Origin of the sequence: Vibrio sp. THAF64, assembly GCF_009363455.1 — a bacterium.
Classification (GTDB): domain Bacteria; phylum Pseudomonadota; class Gammaproteobacteria; order Enterobacterales; family Vibrionaceae; genus Vibrio; species Vibrio coralliilyticus.
Window position 1 is genome coordinate 316,310 of sequence record NZ_CP045355.1, and the last position, 17,367, is coordinate 333,676.

At 47.1% G+C, this 17,367-nt stretch carries 20 protein-coding genes and 1 pseudogene; 20 read left to right on the forward strand and 1 reads right to left on the reverse strand.

Features of this window, described 5'->3' with window-relative positions; all coding sequences use genetic code 11:
- The first annotated feature begins 153 nt into the window (after nucleotides 1-153).
- From kefG to FIU99_RS01415, 7 genes and pseudogenes are all read left to right on the forward strand, one after another.
- The gene (gene kefG / locus FIU99_RS01385) at nucleotides 154-747 is read left to right on the forward strand and encodes a glutathione-regulated potassium-efflux system ancillary protein KefG (protein WP_006963230.1); all 594 of its coding nucleotides are present in this window, start codon (nucleotides 154-156) and stop codon (nucleotides 745-747) included.
- Entirely contained in the window at nucleotides 737-2,533 is a 1,797-nt protein-coding gene (gene kefB, locus FIU99_RS01390; protein ID WP_006963229.1) for a glutathione-regulated potassium-efflux system protein KefB, read from the forward strand. The genes kefG and kefB overlap by 11 nt, the downstream gene beginning before the upstream one ends.
- Nucleotides 2,534-2,600: 67 nt before the next feature.
- Entirely contained in the window at nucleotides 2,601-2,795 is a 195-nt protein-coding gene (locus tag FIU99_RS01395) for a YheV family putative zinc ribbon protein (RefSeq protein WP_029236219.1), read from the forward strand.
- 96 nt (nucleotides 2,796-2,891) lie between these two features.
- The gene (gene slyD, locus FIU99_RS01400; RefSeq protein ID WP_006963227.1) at nucleotides 2,892-3,458 is read left to right on the forward strand and encodes a peptidylprolyl isomerase; all 567 of its coding nucleotides are present in this window, start codon (nucleotides 2,892-2,894) and stop codon (nucleotides 3,456-3,458) included.
- A gap of 126 nt (nucleotides 3,459-3,584) precedes the next feature.
- Entirely contained in the window at nucleotides 3,585-4,526 is a 942-nt protein-coding gene (locus FIU99_RS01405) for an isoaspartyl peptidase/L-asparaginase family protein (protein WP_006963226.1), read from the forward strand.
- A 133-nt stretch (nucleotides 4,527-4,659) separates the two neighbouring features.
- Nucleotides 4,660-5,976 carry an adenylosuccinate synthase gene (locus tag FIU99_RS01410; protein ID WP_006963225.1) on the forward strand — a complete coding sequence of 439 codons (1,317 nt, stop codon included), beginning with the start codon at nucleotides 4,660-4,662 and terminating at the stop codon, nucleotides 5,974-5,976.
- A 272-nt stretch (nucleotides 5,977-6,248) separates the two neighbouring features.
- Nucleotides 6,249-6,886 (forward strand): annotated as a pseudogene (locus FIU99_RS01415) (tetratricopeptide repeat protein).
- A gap of 77 nt (nucleotides 6,887-6,963) precedes the next feature.
- Here FIU99_RS01415 and FIU99_RS01420 read toward each other — a convergent pair.
- Nucleotides 6,964-8,367 (reverse strand): amidohydrolase, encoded by a 1,404-nt coding sequence (locus FIU99_RS01420; RefSeq protein ID WP_006963222.1) that lies wholly within the window; start codon nucleotides 8,365-8,367, stop codon nucleotides 6,964-6,966.
- A 249-nt stretch (nucleotides 8,368-8,616) separates the two neighbouring features.
- Here FIU99_RS01420 and rnr point away from each other — a divergent pair, with 249 nt between their 5' ends.
- The 13 genes from rnr (at nucleotide 8,617) to rpsQ (ending at nucleotide 17,235) form a co-directional block, all read left to right on the forward strand.
- Nucleotides 8,617-11,082, forward strand: a complete 2,466-nt coding sequence (gene rnr, locus FIU99_RS01425) for a ribonuclease R (RefSeq protein WP_006963221.1) — start codon at nucleotides 8,617-8,619, stop codon at nucleotides 11,080-11,082.
- Nucleotides 11,083-11,094: 12 nt separating this feature from the next.
- Entirely contained in the window at nucleotides 11,095-11,832 is a 738-nt protein-coding gene (gene rlmB, locus FIU99_RS01430) for a 23S rRNA (guanosine(2251)-2'-O)-methyltransferase RlmB (protein ID WP_006963220.1), read from the forward strand.
- A 459-nt stretch (nucleotides 11,833-12,291) separates the two neighbouring features.
- Complete coding sequence (gene rpsJ, locus FIU99_RS01435) at nucleotides 12,292-12,603, forward strand: 30S ribosomal protein S10 (RefSeq protein ID WP_001181007.1); 312 nt, start codon at nucleotides 12,292-12,294, stop codon at nucleotides 12,601-12,603.
- Between the two features lie 14 nt (nucleotides 12,604-12,617).
- Nucleotides 12,618-13,247: a 50S ribosomal protein L3 gene (gene rplC, locus FIU99_RS01440; protein WP_006963219.1), complete on the forward strand. Its 630-nt coding sequence runs from the start codon at nucleotides 12,618-12,620 to the stop codon at nucleotides 13,245-13,247.
- Between the two features lie 17 nt (nucleotides 13,248-13,264).
- The gene (rplD, locus tag FIU99_RS01445; RefSeq protein WP_006963218.1) at nucleotides 13,265-13,867 is read left to right on the forward strand and encodes a 50S ribosomal protein L4; all 603 of its coding nucleotides are present in this window, start codon (nucleotides 13,265-13,267) and stop codon (nucleotides 13,865-13,867) included.
- The gene (rplW, locus tag FIU99_RS01450) at nucleotides 13,864-14,166 is read left to right on the forward strand and encodes a 50S ribosomal protein L23 (protein WP_004398471.1); all 303 of its coding nucleotides are present in this window, start codon (nucleotides 13,864-13,866) and stop codon (nucleotides 14,164-14,166) included. The genes rplD and rplW overlap by 4 nt, the downstream gene beginning before the upstream one ends.
- 16 nt (nucleotides 14,167-14,182) lie before the next feature.
- Nucleotides 14,183-15,007, forward strand: coding sequence for a 50S ribosomal protein L2 (gene rplB, locus FIU99_RS01455; protein ID WP_006963217.1), 825 nt, complete (start codon nucleotides 14,183-14,185; stop codon nucleotides 15,005-15,007).
- 21 nt (nucleotides 15,008-15,028) lie between these two features.
- Complete coding sequence (gene rpsS / locus FIU99_RS01460) at nucleotides 15,029-15,307, forward strand: 30S ribosomal protein S19 (protein WP_004745876.1); 279 nt, start codon at nucleotides 15,029-15,031, stop codon at nucleotides 15,305-15,307.
- A gap of 10 nt (nucleotides 15,308-15,317) precedes the next feature.
- Complete coding sequence (gene rplV, locus FIU99_RS01465) at nucleotides 15,318-15,650, forward strand: 50S ribosomal protein L22 (RefSeq protein ID WP_006963216.1); 333 nt, start codon at nucleotides 15,318-15,320, stop codon at nucleotides 15,648-15,650.
- A 19-nt stretch (nucleotides 15,651-15,669) separates the two neighbouring features.
- Complete coding sequence (rpsC, locus tag FIU99_RS01470; protein WP_005471060.1) at nucleotides 15,670-16,368, forward strand: 30S ribosomal protein S3; 699 nt, start codon at nucleotides 15,670-15,672, stop codon at nucleotides 16,366-16,368.
- An 11-nt stretch (nucleotides 16,369-16,379) separates the two neighbouring features.
- The gene (rplP, locus tag FIU99_RS01475) at nucleotides 16,380-16,790 is read left to right on the forward strand and encodes a 50S ribosomal protein L16 (RefSeq protein ID WP_004410459.1); all 411 of its coding nucleotides are present in this window, start codon (nucleotides 16,380-16,382) and stop codon (nucleotides 16,788-16,790) included.
- Nucleotides 16,790-16,981 (forward strand): 50S ribosomal protein L29, encoded by a 192-nt coding sequence (rpmC, locus tag FIU99_RS01480; RefSeq protein WP_004410456.1) that lies wholly within the window; start codon nucleotides 16,790-16,792, stop codon nucleotides 16,979-16,981. Before rplP ends, rpmC begins: the two co-directional genes overlap by 1 nt.
- Nucleotides 16,981-17,235 (forward strand): 30S ribosomal protein S17, encoded by a 255-nt coding sequence (gene rpsQ / locus FIU99_RS01485; RefSeq protein WP_006963213.1) that lies wholly within the window; start codon nucleotides 16,981-16,983, stop codon nucleotides 17,233-17,235. The genes rpmC and rpsQ overlap by 1 nt, the downstream gene beginning before the upstream one ends.
- Nucleotides 17,236-17,367: the final 132 nt, after the last annotated feature.

Sequence of the window (17,367 nt, forward strand, 5' to 3'; positions counted from 1 at the left end):
TTCTTGCTCGTGTCGCGTCGAATAGTAGGGGGAATGAGATAAAATGTCGATCATTGCGTTATGCTTAACAACAACGTATAACAAACCGATAACGATAAAATTGTACCTAACGCCTACTTAGGTATTGAAAACAAAAGGATGGCTGCTTACGGAATGGCTGTAAACGATTTAAATACTGAGTCGCCTGAAAAACCGAAAGTGCTGGTGATTTATGCTCACCCTGAATCGCAAAGCTCTGTCGCAAACCAAGTCATGATCAAGAAGATAACCGCGCTTGATCACGTCACTGTGCATGATCTCTATGCGCATTACCCCGACTTTTTTATTGATGTGGACGCGGAGCAGCAGCGTTTGCTGGATCATGAGGTGATCGTTTTTCAGCACCCTTTGTACATGTATTCTTGTCCTGCATTACTTAAAGAGTGGATGGATCGAGTGCTCGGTAAGGGGTTTGCTTATGGTAAGGGTGAAGCACTAAAAGGCAAACATTGGCGTAGCGTGATTACTACGGGTGGTAACGAAGATGCCTTTGGCAGTGAAGGTTACAACAAGTATCCATTGTCAGAAATTTTGCAGCCGTTTGAGCTAACAGCAGCCTTGTGCCAGATGGCGTGGATTGAGCCTTTGGTGCTCTACTGGGCACGAAATGTCTCCGATATGGACCGCTACCAGCACGCTGAGAAGTACCGCCAGTGGCTGCTCAACCCGACTATGACTTCAACCTCAGGAGAAATTCATGGCACTTGAAAATGATTTTCTTCAGAGCAGCGTTATCTTTCTTACCGCGGCAGTAGTGGCAGTACCATTGGCTCAGCGTCTTGGACTGGGGTCTGTACTTGGTTATCTGCTGGCTGGTATTACTATCGGTCCATGGGGGCTAGGCCTTATTAGCGATGTAGAAGCGATTCTTCACTTTGCAGAATTTGGTGTGGTTCTACTGCTCTTCCTGATTGGTCTCGAACTGAATCCCAAAAAGCTGTTGCAAATGAAAGGGCCAATTCTCGGGCTTGGCGGGGCACAGGTTGTGATTACCACCGCCGTGCTGGCGAGTGTAACCAATCTCGCCGGAGTCAGTTGGCAAACCAGCTTAGTCATCGGTATGGGGCTGGCGCTGTCATCGACCGCCATTGCGCTGAAAGTGATTGAAGAGCGAGGTCTGGCAGGGAGCGAAGCGGGTCAGTCAGGGTTTGCCGTGTTGCTTTTCCAAGATATTGCGGTGATTCCGATGCTGGCGATTTTGCCTGTGCTGGCAGGGAATACGGCAGGCGATTGGCTCGATGCGATGTGGATGCTTGGTGGTGTGATTGGCCTTCTGGTCGGCGGTCACTTTTTACTTCGCCCACTGTTTCGCTATGTAGTCCTTAGCGGTGTTCGCGAGCTGTTTACCGTTGCTGCGTTGTTATTGGTCATTGGAATTGCGCTGCTAATGCAGCAACTTGGTCTCTCTATGGCACTAGGGACTTTCCTTGCTGGTGTCCTCCTTGCAGAGAGTGAGTATCGTCATGAGCTGGAAATTGCCATCGAGCCGTTCAAAGGGCTACTCCTAGGTTTATTCTTTATTGCGGTCGGTATGGCGGTGAACTTAGGCTTGCTCGCACTGGAGCCATGGAATGTACTGATGGCGGTGTTCGGGCTAGTGGCTGTCAAGGCGGTCATTCTTTACTTCTTAGCCCGCTTGGCAGGCAGTAAACCCAAAGCTCGTAGTAAGATGGCGGCCATTCTTAGTCAGGGTGGTGAGTTCGCGTTTGTAATTTTTACCGCCGCAAGCGCGGAAGGTTTATTGGCACAGGAACAAACCGCTTTCCTACTGGTTGTGGTGAGTTTGTCTATGGTCACCACTCCGCTGTTATTGATGGCGCAAAGTAAGTGGTATGCCCGTGGTTTGAACTTTGATGAATCAGGAGCGTTACGCACTGATGTGGTTAACCGTGAACCAAGAGTGATTATTGCCGGATTTGGTCGTTTTGGTCAGATTGTTGGCCGACTGATGTACGCCAACAAAATTCGCGTGACGGTACTTGAAAGTGACGCCAGTCAAATCCAATTACTTAGGAAGTATGGTTACAAGGTATTTTATGGTGATGCCACGCAGCTAGACTTACTGCGCGCTGCTGGAGCGGATAAAGCGGAAGCTATGGTGATCTGTACCGACTCGCCGGATGAGATCATGAAGATCGTCGATTTGTGTCAGTACCATTTCCCGCATCTTAAATTACTGGCGCGGGCACGAAGTCGGGTTGAAGCCTATCAGCTTCTGAGCCACGGGGTAGATAACTACTCAAGGGAAACTTTCCTTGGGGCGTTGGACCTAGGCCGTCAAGCGTTAACCGAGCTCGGTATGCACCCATATCAGGCCAAGCGAGCCGAAGCGCACTTTAGAAAATTAGATAACGCGATGTTGAAAGAACTATTGCCTCAGCATCACGAAGACAAGCAATTGGCCATGAGAGCCAAAGAAGCCCGAAAAGAACTGGAAGAAATTTTTGGTCGCGAGATGGAAAAAGATCAGCAATCAAAGAACTTCTGGGATTAAATCCAAACCTTCCCAGAGCATGGTAAACATTCGATGCTGGTGAAGGTTTATGTTGTGGAATGAACAAATGAAAAAAAGATTTATCGCTGGAGCGAGCTGCCCAAAATGTTCTCAGCAAGACACCTTACGCTGGTGGATAGAAAATAATATTGAGTTAGTCGAGTGTGTTGAGTGCGAATATCAGGATCAGCGTAAACCGCAGTCTGTGGAGAAAACTGAACACTCGCAACAAGAGATGATCGGTATTTTTAAGCCGGATTGATTGAGTTTCTTTATTTGATCCCCATAATACCCTACATAGAAAATTGTTATTCGGAGCAATTCAATTGCTCCGTTTCTTTATCTCCTTGGAGTCATTATGAAAATTGAAAAGAACGTAGTAGTAAGCCTTGCTTACCAGGTGAAACTGGAAGATGGCGCAGTGGTTGATCAGTCAACAGCAGAAGCACCACTGGATTACCTACACGGCAACAACAACCTGATCACAGGTCTTGAAACTGCACTGGAAGGTAAAGAAGCGGGCGCTCAGTTTTCAGTAACAGTGTCTCCAGAAGAAGCGTACGGCGATCATAACGACGCGCTTGTTCAACGTGTACCAGCGAATGTTTTCCAGGGTGTTGACCAGATTGAAGTGGGCATGCGTTTTCTAGCGGATACAGACCAAGGTCCAATCCCAGTAGAAGTGACAGAAGTTGACGGTGATGAAGTTGTGGTTGACGGCAACCACATGCTTGCAGGCCAAACGCTGACATTTGACGTTGAAGTTGTTGCAACACGTGAAGCGACAGCAGACGAAATCGAACATGGTCATGTTCACCAAGCTGGTGCACACGATCACGAAGGTGGCTGTTGTGGCGGTGACCATGACCACGCTGAAGAGAAGAAAGATGGCTGCTGTGGTGGCGGTAGCTGCGGTTCTCACTAACAGAGAGCAGGCCACCTGAGTACTGTGCTCAGGTGTTGATTTTAAAGCGCAAGCTAAGTGATTAGCTTGCGCTTTTTGTTTATCTAAGGTGTGATGAGAGCAAAGCACACTGCAAAGGAGTAAGACGTGAGCAAACCATTTTCAATCGCGATTCATGGCGGCGCAGGAACAATTTTACGTGAGCAGATGAGTGACGAGTTAAAGGCGGACATTCTCAACGATTTAGAAAAGTCCGTTCGTGCTGGTCATGATGTTCTTGCTCTTGGTGGTGATGCGATAGATGCGGTCGTTGCTGCGGTGAAGGTGCTGGAGGACTCAGTCAACTTTAACGCTGGCCGAGGTTCAGTGTTAACGCACAAGGAAATCGTCGAAATGGATGCTTCTGTTATGCACGGCAGAGAGGCTAATGCAGGTGCTGTTGCAGGCGTGCGCCATATTCGTAACCCGATTGAGCTCGCTCGTGACGTGATGACAGACAGTAACCATGTACTGTTGATCGGAGATGGGGCCGAAGAGTTTGCCTTTGAGCAGGGCCATCAATACACCGAACAAGATTACTTCGTCACTGACCGACGCTATGACCAACTGCAGTCGATGAAAGAGAAAGGCCTATTTGCCTTATCCGAGTCGAAATACCCGGATGACAAGAAATACGGCACAGTCGGTGCTGTTGCGCTGGATAAGCAAGGCAATTTAGCGGCAGCCACCAGTACTGGTGGTGTGACCAACAAAAAGTACGGTCGAGTGGGGGATTCTTCCATCATTGGCGCGGGTACGTTTGCCGAAAATGGTAACGTGGCGGTATCGACCACCGGAATGGGGGAATACTTTATTCGCAAGACTGTCGCGAGTGATGTGGCAGCACGGATGCGTTATCTCAAGGAAGATGTTCATACGGCCTGCGAGACTGTGATCCAAGGCGAGTTGAAGACCATGGGCGGCGAAGGGGGGCTGATCGCCATTGACGGTGATGGACGTGTTCACTTTGCAATGAACAGCAGTGGTATGTACCGAGCGAGCATTGGCGCAGATGGCAGCCTGCTAGTGAAGATTTATGCCGATGAGTAGGGTCAAAACGACCCCTAATAGTAGCACTAACAAAGGGTTAGTGCTTCATTACACTTCTATGATTAAAAAATGACTGCAAGAAGTGTGATTCAGTGCTAGAATCCATTTTTAACTAGCAATCAGACTTGGAAAGATGGGAAATAACGTAGTCGTTCTGGGCACCCAATGGGGTGACGAAGGTAAAGGTAAAATCGTAGACCTTTTAACTGAAGATGCAAAATACGTGGTTCGCTACCAAGGCGGTCACAACGCAGGTCACACTCTAGTCATTGACGGTGAAAAAACCGTTCTTCACTTAATTCCATCAGGTATTCTTCGCGATAACGTAAAATGTGTTATCGGTAATGGCGTAGTACTATCGCCTGAAGCTCTCCTTAAAGAAATGAAGCCTCTTGAAGAGCGCGGTATTCCAGTACGCGAGCGTCTTTTCGTTTCTGAAGCTTGTCCTCTAATTCTTCCGTACCACATCGCTATCGACAACGCACGTGAAATCGCTCGTGGCGCGAAAGCTATCGGTACAACGGGTCGTGGTATCGGTCCAGCTTACGAAGATAAAGTGGCTCGTCGCGGTCTACGCGTTGGTGATCTTTTCGATAAAGAAATGTTCGCTGAGAAACTAAAAGAAGTGATGGAATTCCATAACTTCCAGCTGGAGCACTTCTACAAAGCAGAAACAGTAAGCTACGAAGAAGTACTTGAGCAGTGCATGGGTTACGCAGACCTTCTTACTTCAATGGTAATGGACGTAACCGACGAACTAGACGCAGCACGTAAGCGCGGCGACAAGATCATGTTCGAAGGCGCTCAAGGTACACTACTTGATATCGACCACGGTACTTATCCATACGTAACGTCTTCTAACACGACGGCTGGTGGTGTTGCTGCAGGTTCTGGTTTTGGCCCTCGTCATATCGGTTACATCCTTGGTATCACTAAAGCGTATTGTACTCGTGTTGGTTCAGGTCCTTTCCCAACAGAGCTTTACGATGGTCAAGACAAGCAAGATCCAGTTGGTAAACACCTAGGTGATGTTGGCCACGAGTTTGGCGCAACAACTGGTCGTCTACGTCGTACTGGTTGGTTTGATGCAGTGGCAATGCGCCGTGCAATCCAAATCAACTCACTAACAGGCATGTGTCTGACTAAACTTGACGTTCTTGATGGTCTGAAAGAGATCAAGATCTGTACTGGTTACAAGATGAAAGATGGCGCTATCCTAGAAGTTTCTCCAATGGCAGCTGAGTCATTCGAAGAAGCAACGCCAATCTACGAAACAATGCCAGGTTGGTCTGAGACAACATTTGGTGCTAAGTCTATCGACGCGCTTCCACAAGCAGCTCTAGACTACATCAAACGTATCGAAGAGCTAACGGGTGTTCCAGTGGATATTATCTCTACTGGCCCAGACCGTAACGAAACAATCATCAAGGTTCACCCTTACGAAGCTTAATTCTGATTGTTATCAATGATTGCAAAAACCAGCGCATTAGCGCTGGTTTTTTTATGCTCAATTTTCATGCATTATCTATACTGACAGTGGCAAGTTTTTGCCAGTCGTCGGCAATTTTGATTAAAGAGTTAGCAGCCGTTGCCGATACAGGTATCAAGATTGCCGTTTGTTTGGTTAATCCTAAAGATACAGGTTGCTAAGAACCCAGCTTGTATAACCTGTCTTGGTGAGTAGACAGGTGGAGACATTATCGAAGTCAAAGAGTGCAGACAATGAAGCTAAGAAAGTTAGCTGCTTCGATGGTATTTTTGTTTGGGGCTTCTGTGGCTAATGCCAATGAGCTTGCTGAAATCGGTGAGCCTATTCCCATATATACCGAAGCTGAACTGATAAAACTGATCAACGAAAACAAACATTTAGAACAAGTTAAAGCAGACAGTTGCCAATTAGTTGAAGATATCGTCGCTCGAGCGACCCGGATCAGCCTGCCATCCTACGAGTTTTTGTATGGTGACATGCTGGCGTGGGGGTCTGTGTCGAGCAGGATGTCGAACTGGGCTTGTACTATATGGAAAATGCGGCGCACCAGGGGTTACCTGCAGCGTTGGAGCAGCTTGGTCGCTATTACTCGCGCGGAACTTTAGTTCAGCAGGACAAAGAGCGTGCGATCCCTTACCTGCGCGAAGCGGCTGCAATGGGCAACCTGAATGCTCGCATTCATTTGGCAGAACTGCTACTACGTGATTATGGCAGCCCGTTGGATTATGAAGATGCGTATCGCTGGCTGTATAACTCCGTGACGGCGGATCAGCGCACGCACAAACGAATTTCAATTCTGCGGCAAGGCTTAGAGCGGAGAATGCCACAGAATATTATCGCCAGAGCCAAAAAACGCGATACTTTCTGGTAAAGCGATAATCTGACTGCACTCAGGTTATACAACAACGCCCAGCATATGTTGGGCGTTGTTACTTCTAGAGCAGGTGATTATTGAACCACTTCACCTGATTCAATCACGGTTTCACGTACGACTTTGGTAAACTCCAGCGCTTCTTTGCGAATCGCGTCTTCATCGACTGTGAGCATGTCGCGGTCTTTCATCAGGATTTTCCCATCAACGATGGTGTGACGAACGTTGCCGGAGTTCGCTGAATAAACCAAGGCAGAGTATGGGTTGTAGACTGGAACCATATTAGGTGCTTTGGTATCAACAACGATGATATCTGCCAGCTTGCCCGCTTCTAGAGAACCAATCTTATCTTCCATATGCAGTGCTTTCGCGGCGCCCATGGTCGCCATATCGATGACTTTAATCGGTGGCATTGCTGCACGGTCTTTGTTGACCAACTTGTGAACCTTAGCAACTTGGTTGAACTCATCAATCGTGCTTAGAGTGTTGCCCGACATTGGACCGTCAGTACCTAAACCGATACGAACATTTTCATCGTACATCTTAAGCGCTGGTGATACGCCTTTTGCTGACTTGATGTTGGCACTCATGTTATGGGCAACGCCCATATCCGATTGCTTAACCAGTTCAATGTCTTTGTCATCGACCAGAATCATATGTGCGCCAACCAAGTTCTTGTTGAGAGCACCAATGCTATCCATGTACTCAACGGGAGACATGCCTTCAGCTCGCTCTGCAATTTTTTCTTCTTCACGATGCGATTCTGCAAGGTGAATCATGACCGGCACATCCTTTTCCAATGACAGCTTGGCAATCTTCTGCAGAGTTTCAGTCGTATTGGTGTAAGGGGCATGCGGTGCGAAAGCGGGTGTAATACGTGGGTGGTCTTTGTATTCTTCAATAAAGTTGAGTGCGTATTGAATCCCTTCTTCTGCATTAGCCGCATCAGCAACAGGGAATTTAATCACTGTTTCACCAAGAATGGCTCGCATACCGATTTTATCGACAGTCTTAGCCACTTCATCCTCAAAGTAGTACATGTCGGCATAAGTTGTTACGCCTCCTTTGACCATTTCGACGTTACCGAGGTTGGCACCAATGCGCACCATATCGCGAGAGACAAGCTTAGCCTCCAGCGGGAAGATATAACGATGTAAACGATCGGGTACATCATCCGCAAGTGAACGGAATACCGTCATTGAAACATGGGTATGGGTGTTGATTAGCCCCGGCATCACAATGTCGCCATCCACATCAAGCGTTTTCTTTGCTTGGTACTGCTTTTCAAGCGACTGGTCACCAACGGCTAGGATCTGGTTACCTTTGATGACAACCGTACCTTTCTCGAACACTTGTTTATCCTGGTTCATGGTCAGAACCATGGCATCTGTGATCATTAAATCGGCTTTTTCAGCCGCAGAAACAGAAAAAGAACATAACCCAGCGATTGTGGCAGCGAGTAAAGAACGTTTAATACTCATAACGAAACCTAAATATGGACAGTAAAATTTGACTGAATAATAAAGTTAAACTTTACCATTGCAATCGTTTGCTTTGTCATTTTCACTAATGTGTGATCTTTAACGTACGTTGTAAAAGATTGTGATCATAGATGGTAAGTTATGAAAATAGAGCGAGAATTTGGCTTTTTAATCTAACTCTCCTGTAGCTTAGTAAGTGAGTCGGATATACTAGCTTTAATTACCTTCCTTGTTTAATTAGGCGCGCCTATGTCAGAAAGCACCCCAAACGATCCATTTGCAGCTCGCGAATCAGAGAACTATGAAAACCCTGTTCCAAGTCGAGAGTTCATTCTTGAATTTCTTGAACAAGCTGGTGTTCCTTTGAATCGCAATGATCTGTTTGAAGCTCTACATCTAGAAGGTGAAGAGCAGTATGAAGGTTTACGCCGCAGATTAAGAGCGATGGAGCGTGACGGTCAACTGGTGTTCACGCGTCGTCAGTGCTATGCCTTGCCAGAAAAACTCGAAATGGTGAAAGGTTACGTTATCGGACACAAAGATGGTCATGGCTGGGTGCGACCTGAAGGGAGTGTGGGCAAAGATAACGATGTAGTACTGCCTCACCATCAGATGAAAAGTGTTCTGCATGGTGACTATGTTTTAGTCCAGCCAACACAGAACTCGAAGCGAGGAAGAAAAGAAGGTCGTTTAGTTCGGGTACTTGAGGAGCGTCAGACGCAAATCGTGGGTCGCTTCTTTATGGAGTATGGCTATTCCTACGTTGTGCCAGATGATTCTCGTATCAGCCAAGATATTCTCATCCCCAATGAGCTGCGTGCAGGTGCTCGAATGGGCAATGTCGTTGTGATTGAAATCACCGAGCGCGGTTCTCGTTCGCGTGGCATGATGGGCAAAGTGATCGAAGTTCTGGGCGAGAATATGGCGCCGGGAATGGAAACACAGATCGCGATTCGCACTCACCAAATTCCTCACGAGTGGCCTGAAGAAGTGGATAAGCAAATCGAAGGGCTCGGTGAAGAAGTGCCAGAAGAGGCCAAGCAAGGTCGTGTCGATTTGCGTGAACTTCCGCTTGTCACTATTGATGGTGAAGATGCGCGTGACTTTGATGATGCGGTTTATTGTGAAGCGAAGAAAAGCGGCGGCTGGCGCCTTTGGGTTGCGATTGCCGATGTGAGTTACTACGTCCGCCCAGATTCTGCATTGGATAAGGAAGCCATCAATCGCGGTAACTCGGTCTATTTCCCATCACAAGTGGTGCCAATGTTACCGGAAGTGCTGTCTAACGGCTTGTGTTCGCTAAACCCACAAGTTGACCGCCTGTGTATGGTGTGTGAAATGACCATTTCTGAGTCAGGTAAGCTCTCCGGATATAAGCATTACGAAGCAGTGATGAACTCGCATGCGCGCCTGACCTACAACAAAGTGCACCATATTCTTGAAGGTGACGAAGAGCTACGTCAGCGATACCAACCTTTGGTTCCTCATCTTGAAGAACTGCACAAGATGTACAAAGTGCTTAAGCATGCGCGGGACAACCGTGGCGCCATTGAGTTTGAAACTGTTGAAACCAAATTCATCTTCAATGCAGAGCGTAAGATCGACAGTATTGAACCAGTGATTCGCAATGACGCTCATAAGATCATTGAAGAGTGTATGATTCTGGCTAACATCGCGTCAGCGTCGTTGGTTGAAAAAGCCAAAGAGCCGGCACTATATCGAATTCACGAATCTCCAGGCGAACAGCGCTTGACAGGGTTCCGTGATTTTCTCAGTGAGCTTGGGTTAGACCTGAAAGGTGGCTTGGAACCATCACCAACAGATTACGCCGATTTAGTTAGACAGATTGGCCAACGCCAAGATAAAGAGTTGATCCAGACTATGCTGCTTCGCTCAATGAAGCAGGCGGTGTACAACGCCGATAACTGTGGTCACTTCGGTCTGGCATTGAAACGCTATGCGCACTTTACTTCACCTATTCGTCGTTACCCTGACCTTTTACTTCATCGTGCGATCAAATATTTAATCGCAAAAGAGAATGGAACGCTGAAAGACCGTTGGACACCTACGGGCGGCTTCCACTATTCCTTTGATGACATGGATTTCTACGGTGAGCAGTGTTCGATGACTGAACGTCGTGCCGATGATGCGACGCGGGAAGTGTCTGATTGGCTCAAATGTGAGTACATGCAAGACCACGTTGGTGAAGAGCTGGAAGGCGTGATTGCTAATGTGACTGGCTTTGGCTTCTTTGTCCGATTAACCGAACTGCATATTGACGGGCTAGTGCATATTTCTACACTGGCAAACGACTACTACCAGTTCGACCCAATTGGACAGCGATTGATCGGTGAGAGCTTCGGTGCCATCTATCGTCTAGGTGATGCAGTGAAAGTGAAAGTGCTGTCTGTAAATCTAGATGATCGACAAATTGACTTTGAATTAGTCGAAACTAGTCGTAAGCTACGCGGCAAAGGAAAAACAGCCAAAAAACGCGCAGCCGAGGCACAGAAAAAAGCTAAGGCGAAAAAAAACGCGGCAGCGAATGGTCGACGTTCAGTAGACAAAGCTAAGCCTATGGTCGAACCAACTAAACGCCCGGATGGCAGCCAGGAAGAAGGTAAAGGCAGTAAAGCCTCGAAGAAACCTTCAGATAAAGCGCGTAAGAAAAAACCACGCAATAAAGTGAAGAAAGCGCGTGGTAAAAAACAGTAATCGGATAAATTAATGAGTAATGAATTTATTTACGGCATTCACGCAGTAAAAGCGGTACTGGCAAAAGAGCCTGAGCGCTTTGTTGAAGCCTTTGTATTAAAGGGTCGTCAAGATGACCGTTTAATGCCAATCCTAAATGAACTCCAGATGTGTGGCGTGTCGATTCAGCAAATGACACGTAAGACTCTGGATGATAAAGCTCGTGGCGCTAACCACCAAGGTATTATGGCCAAGGTGAAGCCTGCCAAGCAGCTGAATGAAAATGACCTCGATGACATCCTTGCCCAACATTCCGCACCATTATTGCTGGTATTGGATGGAGTCACCGATCCGCATAACTTAGGTGCGTGTCTACGTAATGCCGATGCCGCGGGTGTGGCTGCGGTGATTGTTCCCAAGGACAAATCCGCGAACATTACGGCTACGGTAAGCAAAGTCGCATGTGGCGCAGCAGAAACGGTGCCTTTGGTTCGTGTAACCAACCTTGCTCGTACTATGCGTGCGTTGCAAGAGCAGGGGATCTGGTTTGTCGGTACGGCCGGGGAAGCGACACATGACATCTACCAAGCTAAGTTAACTGGGCCTCTTGCGATCGTCATGGGAGCTGAAGGCGATGGCATGCGTCGCCTGACACGTGAAACTTGTGATGACCTAATCAAGATCCCAATGGCAGGCAGTGTTTCGAGCTTGAATGTGTCAGTCGCATCGGGTGTGTGTCTGTTTGAGGCCGTTCGCCAGAGACTTGCTTAGTTAGTCATTTGGTTTGATTGACAGGAAGCGCAGGCTGTTTGTTCAGCCTGCGCTTTTTATTTGTCAGTAAGCCACAGCATGACAAATGAGTCAGCTTGAGCTCTCTTCGTTTATTTTTCACACAGCCCTTGCATGTCAAACTGTGATCTGTATAATGCAGCGCACTGGTTAAGCCAGTTGTGAACCAATGAGCGAAGAGGAGCTGATTTATCTCTTTGATATTTCAGGTAATGTAGACTCAGCTTATGTTCGCGGTTAATACAATTAGCTACTTATTCTTCGGAATAACTATCCCCAGACGTGATTCTGGTATGTAGGGGTAGTTAATCGAAAATTAACTGACAATACTTCCTAATCTTGGAAGTTACGGTTTCACATAAATCAATCGGCATTCTCTCGCTTTTGCGAGTGTGAGTGGCGATATTGTTTGTGTAATTTTTAATATTGGAGCTCTGTCTCATGCAGAACCAACGTATCCGTATCCGCCTAAAAGCTTTCGATTACAAACTAATCGATGCTTCTACAGCGGAAATCGTTGAAACAGCTAAGCGCACTGGCGCACAGGTTCGTGGTCCAATCCCACTACCTACTCGTAAAGAGCGTTTCACAGTTCTTATCTCTCCACACGTTAACAAAGATGCTCGTGATCAGTACGAAATCCGTACTCACAAACGTCTAATCGACATCGTTGAGCCAACAGACAAAACTGTTGATGCTCTGATGCGTCTAGACCTTGCTGCGGGCGTTGACGTACAAATTAGCCTAGGTTAAGGGAGATTAGAAGAATGATTGGTCTAATCGGTCGTAAAGTGGGTATGACCCGCGTATTTACTGAAGAAGGCGTTTCTATCCCAGTAACAGTTGTTGAGGTTGAAGCTAACCGTGTTTCTCAAGTTCGTACACTTGAAACTGACGGCTACGCAGCAATCCAGGTAACTACTGGTGCTAAGAAAGCTAACCGTGTTTCTAAGCCAGAAGCTGGCCACTTTGCGAAAGCAGGTGTTGAAGCTGGTCGCGGTCTTTGGGAATTCCGTTTGGAAAACGGTGAAGAGTTTGAAGTTGGTGCTGAACTAACTGTTGAACTGTTCAACGAAACTAAGAAAGTAGACGTTACTGGTACATCTAAAGGTAAAGGCTTCCAAGGCGCTGTTAAGCGTTGGAACTTCTCTACTCAAGATATGACTCACGGTAACTCATTGTCTCACCGTGCTCCTGGTTCTATCGGTCAATGTCAGACTCCAGGTCGCGTATTTAAAGGCAAGAAAATGGCAGGTCACATGGGTGCTGAGCGTGTAACGACTCAAAACCTAGAGATCGTACGTGTTGACGCTGAGCGCAACCTGCTTCTTATTAAAGGTGCAGTCCCTGGCGCAACTGGCGGTAACGTGATCGTTAAACCAGCTGTTAAAGCATAACGTCTCAGGAGTAAGTAATGGAACTAATGGTTAAAGGTGCTGATGCACTAACTGTTTCCGAAACTACTTTCGGACGTGAGTTTAACGAAGCTCTTGTACACCAAGTAGTTGTTGCGTATGCAGCAGGTGCTCGTCAAGGTACTCGTGCTCAAAAAACACGTTCAGAAGTTGCTGGCGGTGGCGCTAAGCCATGGCGTCAAAAAGGTACTGGCCGTGCACGTGCTGGTACAATCCGTAGCCCAATCTGGCGTACAGGTGGTGTTACTTTTGCTGCGAAACCACAAGATCACAGCCAAAAAGTAAACAAAAAAATGTACCGTGGTGCTATGAAGAGCATTCTTTCTGAGCTTGTTCGTCAAGAGCGTCTAATCGTTGTTGATAACTTCTCAGTAGAAGCACCAAAGACTAAAGAGCTTGTAGCTAAGCTTAAAGAGCTTGAGCTAACTGACGCGCTTATCGTGACTAGCGAAGTAGATGAGAATCTATTCCTAGCTGCTCGTAACCTATACAAAGTTGACGCACGTGACGTTGCTGGTATCGACCCAGTATCGCTAATCGCGTTCGACAAGGTTGTAATTACTGCTGAAGCAGTTAAGCAAGTTGAGGAGATGCTAGCATGATCACTGAAGAGCGTATCCTAAAAGTTCTACGTGCTCCGCACATCTCTGAAAAAGCAACTATGGCAGCTGAGAAAGCGAACACTATCGTTTTCAAAGTAGCTAAAGATGCTACTAAAAAAGAGATCAAAGCAGCTGTAGAAAAGCTATTTGAAGTTGAAGTTAAGTCTGTAAATACTCTTATCACTAAGGGTAAGACCAAACGTCAAGGTCTACGCCAAGGTCGCCGCAGCGACGTTAAGAAAGCGTACGTTACTTTGAAAGAAGGTCAAGATCTTGACTTCGTTGGCGGCGCGGAATAACAGGAGTAGTTGAGAAATGGCTATTGTTAAATGTAAGCCGACTTCCCCTGGTCGTCGTCACGTTGTTAAAGTTGTTAACGCTGACCTACACAAGGGCAAGCCATACGCACCTCTTCTAGAGAAAAACTCTAAGAACGGTGGTCGTAACAACAACGGTCGTATTACAGTACGTCACATCGGCGGTGGTCACAAGCACCACTACCGTGTAATTGACTTTAAACGTACTAAAGACGGTATCCCAGCGAAAGTTGAACGTCTAGAATACGATCCAAACCGTAGCGCTAACATCGCTCTAGTTCTGTACGCAGACGGTGAGCGTCGTTACATCCTAGCACCTAAAGGTGTTCAAGCTGGTGATGCTATCCAGTCTGGTGCAGACGCACCAATCAAAGCTGGTAACGCACTTCCAATGCGTAACATCCCAGTAGGTTCAACTGTACACAACGTTGAACTTAAGCCTGGTAAAGGTGGTCAGCTAGCTCGTTCGGCTGGTGCATATGCTCAAATCGTTGCTCGCGACGGTGCATACGTAACTATCCGTCTACGTTCTGGCGAAATGCGCAAAGTACTTTCTGAAGGCCGTGCAACAATCGGTGAAGTTGGTAACTCTGAGCACATGCTACGTGAACTTGGTAAAGCTGGTGCTAGCCGCTGGCGTGGTGTTCGTCCAACCGTTCGTGGTGTTGTGATGAACCCAGTAGACCACCCACACGGTGGTGGTGAAGGCCGTACTTCTGGTGGTCGTCACCCAGTTTCACCATGGGGTCAGCCAACTAAAGGCTTCAAGACTCGTAAGAACAAACGCACCGACAAGTACATCGTACGTCGTCGTAACAAGTAATCTATATAAAGAGGAATCGCCATGCCACGTTCTCTCAAGAAAGGTCCATTTATTGACCTACACTTGCTGAAGAAGGTAGAGAAAGCGGTGGAAAGCGGAGACAAAAAGCCTATTAAGACTTGGTCCCGTCGTTCAATGATCATCCCTACGATGATCGGTTTGACCATCGCTGTCCATAATGGTCGTCAGCACGTACCAGTTTTCGTTACCGAAGAAATGATCGGTCACAAACTGGGTGAATTTGCACCAACTCGTACTTACCGCGGCCACGTCGTGGATAAGAAAGCTAAGAAGCGTTAAGGAGTAGATGATGGAAGCACTAGCTAAACATAACTTTGCTCGCATTTCGCCTCAGAAAGCTCGCTTAGTTGCGGATCAAATCCGTGGTAAATCAGTTGACCAAGCTCTAGAAATCCTAACTTTCAGCAACAAAAAAGCTGCTGACCTAGTTAAGAAAGTTCTTGAGTCAGCTATCGCGAACGCGGAGCACAATGAAGGTGCAGATATTGACGATCTAAGTGTCGCAAAGATCTTCGTAGATGAAGGCCCTATCATGAAGCGTATTATGCCTCGTGCTAAAGGTCGTGCGGATCGTATCTTGAAGCGTTCAAGCCACATCACTGTTGTTGTAGCAGATCGCTAAGAGACTAGGAGAGTAAGCAATGGGTCAGAAAGTACATCCAAATGGTATTCGTCTTGGCATCGTTAAGCCTTGGAATGCTACATGGTTTGCTAACACCAAAGATTTCGCTGACAACCTAGACGGCGACTTCAAGGTACGTCAGTTCCTTACAAGTGAACTGAAAAAAGCGTCTCTATCACGCATCGTTATCGAGCGTCCTGCTAAGAGCATCCGTGTGACTATTCACACTGCTCGTCCAGGCGTTGTTATCGGTAAGAAAGGTGAAGACGTTGAGAAGCTACGCGCAGCAGTAGCTAAAATTGCAGGTGTACCAGCGCAAATTAACATCGCTGAAGTACGTAAGCCTGAACTAGATGCGCAACTTGTTGGTGACAGCATCGCGTCTCAGCTAGAGCGTCGTGTGATGTTCCGTCGTGCTATGAAGCGCGCGGTACAAAACGCTATGCGTCTAGGTGCTAAAGGTATCAAAGTAGAAGTAAGTGGTCGTCTAGGCGGCGCTGAAATCGCACGTTCAGAGTGGTACCGTGAAGGTCGTGTACCTCTACACACTCTACGTGCTGACATTGATTACGCAACTTCTTCGGCTCACACTCAATACGGTGTAATCGGCATTAAAGTTTGGATCTTCAAAGGTGAGATCCTAGGCGGCATGCCAGCAGCTAACGCTGTAGAGCCTAAAGGCGACAAGCCTAAGAAGCAGCGCAAAGGCCGTAAGTAAGGAGTCGACAGATGCTACAACCTAAACGTACTAAGTTCCGTAAGGTTCAGACTGGTCGTAACCGTGGTCTAGCTAAAGGTACTGATGTAAGCTTCGGCGAATTCGGTCTTAAAGCAACTGGCCGTGGCCGTCTAACTGCTCGTCAAATCGAAGCGGCACGTCGTGCAATGACACGTCACGTTAAGCGTCAAGGTAAAATCTGGATCCGTGTGTTCCCAGACAAACCTATCACAGAAAAACCACTTGAAGTTCGTCAAGGTAAGGGTAAAGGTAACGTTGAGTACTGGGTAGCCCAAATCCAACCTGGTAAGGTTATGTACGAAATGGGTGGTGTACCTGAAGAATTGGCTCGTGAAGCGTTCCGTCTAGCGGCGCGTAAACTGCCATTCAAAACTACGTTTGTAACTAAGCAGGTGATGTGATGAAAGCACAAGATCTACGCGAAAAAAGCGTTGAAGAGCTTAACGCTGAGCTATTGAATTTGCTACGCGAACAGTTCAACTTGCGCATGCAAGCTGCAACTGGTCAGCTACAGCAAACTCATACTCTGAAAGCTGTACGTCGTGATATCGCACGTGTGAAAACCGTATTGACTGAGAAGGCAGGCGCATAATGAGCGACAAAATTCGTACTTCATTTGGTCGTGTAGTTAGCAACAAGGCTGACAAGTCTATCACTGTTGCTATCGAGCGCATGGTTAAACACCCAATTTACGGCAAGTTCGTAAAGCGCACGACTAAAGTTCACGCACATGACGAGAACAACGAGTGTGGCCTAGGCGATACTGTTGAGATTCGTGAATGTCGTCCACTGTCTAAGACTAAGTCTTGGACTCTGGTAAAAGTTGTAGAAAAAGCGAAAGGCTAATCCTTAGCTAATTCTATGATGTTAAACGGCTCCAAAATTATTTTGGGGCCGTTTATTTTTTGACTACCCAATCACAAAAAAGGGTGGTACAATTCGCGTCCCTTTTAAAGAGGCAGCCCGACCCGTGATGGG

What these genes read in the sequence shown, in the direction of transcription:
- kefG (WP_006963230.1), top strand. Translation starts at nt 154, where the DNA reads ATGGCTGTAAACGATTTAAATACTGAGTCGCCTGAAAAACCGAAAGTG.
- kefB (WP_006963229.1), top strand. Translation starts at nt 737, where the DNA reads ATGGCACTTGAAAATGATTTTCTTCAGAGCAGCGTTATCTTTCTTACC.
- FIU99_RS01395 (WP_029236219.1), top strand. Translation starts at nt 2,601, where the DNA reads ATGAAAAAAAGATTTATCGCTGGAGCGAGCTGCCCAAAATGTTCTCAG.
- slyD (WP_006963227.1), top strand. Translation starts at nt 2,892, where the DNA reads ATGAAAATTGAAAAGAACGTAGTAGTAAGCCTTGCTTACCAGGTGAAA.
- FIU99_RS01410 (WP_006963225.1), top strand. Translation starts at nt 4,660, where the DNA reads ATGGGAAATAACGTAGTCGTTCTGGGCACCCAATGGGGTGACGAAGGT.
- FIU99_RS01420 (WP_006963222.1), bottom strand. Translation starts at nt 8,367, where the DNA reads ATGAGTATTAAACGTTCTTTACTCGCTGCCACAATCGCTGGGTTATGT.
- rnr (WP_006963221.1), top strand. Translation starts at nt 8,617, where the DNA reads ATGTCAGAAAGCACCCCAAACGATCCATTTGCAGCTCGCGAATCAGAG.
- rlmB (WP_006963220.1), top strand. Translation starts at nt 11,095, where the DNA reads ATGAGTAATGAATTTATTTACGGCATTCACGCAGTAAAAGCGGTACTG.
- rpsJ (WP_001181007.1), top strand. Translation starts at nt 12,292, where the DNA reads ATGCAGAACCAACGTATCCGTATCCGCCTAAAAGCTTTCGATTACAAA.
- rplC (WP_006963219.1), top strand. Translation starts at nt 12,618, where the DNA reads ATGATTGGTCTAATCGGTCGTAAAGTGGGTATGACCCGCGTATTTACT.
- rplD (WP_006963218.1), top strand. Translation starts at nt 13,265, where the DNA reads ATGGAACTAATGGTTAAAGGTGCTGATGCACTAACTGTTTCCGAAACT.
- rplW (WP_004398471.1), top strand. Translation starts at nt 13,864, where the DNA reads ATGATCACTGAAGAGCGTATCCTAAAAGTTCTACGTGCTCCGCACATC.
- rplB (WP_006963217.1), top strand. Translation starts at nt 14,183, where the DNA reads ATGGCTATTGTTAAATGTAAGCCGACTTCCCCTGGTCGTCGTCACGTT.
- rpsS (WP_004745876.1), top strand. Translation starts at nt 15,029, where the DNA reads ATGCCACGTTCTCTCAAGAAAGGTCCATTTATTGACCTACACTTGCTG.
- rplV (WP_006963216.1), top strand. Translation starts at nt 15,318, where the DNA reads ATGGAAGCACTAGCTAAACATAACTTTGCTCGCATTTCGCCTCAGAAA.
- rpsC (WP_005471060.1), top strand. Translation starts at nt 15,670, where the DNA reads ATGGGTCAGAAAGTACATCCAAATGGTATTCGTCTTGGCATCGTTAAG.
- rplP (WP_004410459.1), top strand. Translation starts at nt 16,380, where the DNA reads ATGCTACAACCTAAACGTACTAAGTTCCGTAAGGTTCAGACTGGTCGT.
- rpmC (WP_004410456.1), top strand. Translation starts at nt 16,790, where the DNA reads ATGAAAGCACAAGATCTACGCGAAAAAAGCGTTGAAGAGCTTAACGCT.
- rpsQ (WP_006963213.1), top strand. Translation starts at nt 16,981, where the DNA reads ATGAGCGACAAAATTCGTACTTCATTTGGTCGTGTAGTTAGCAACAAG.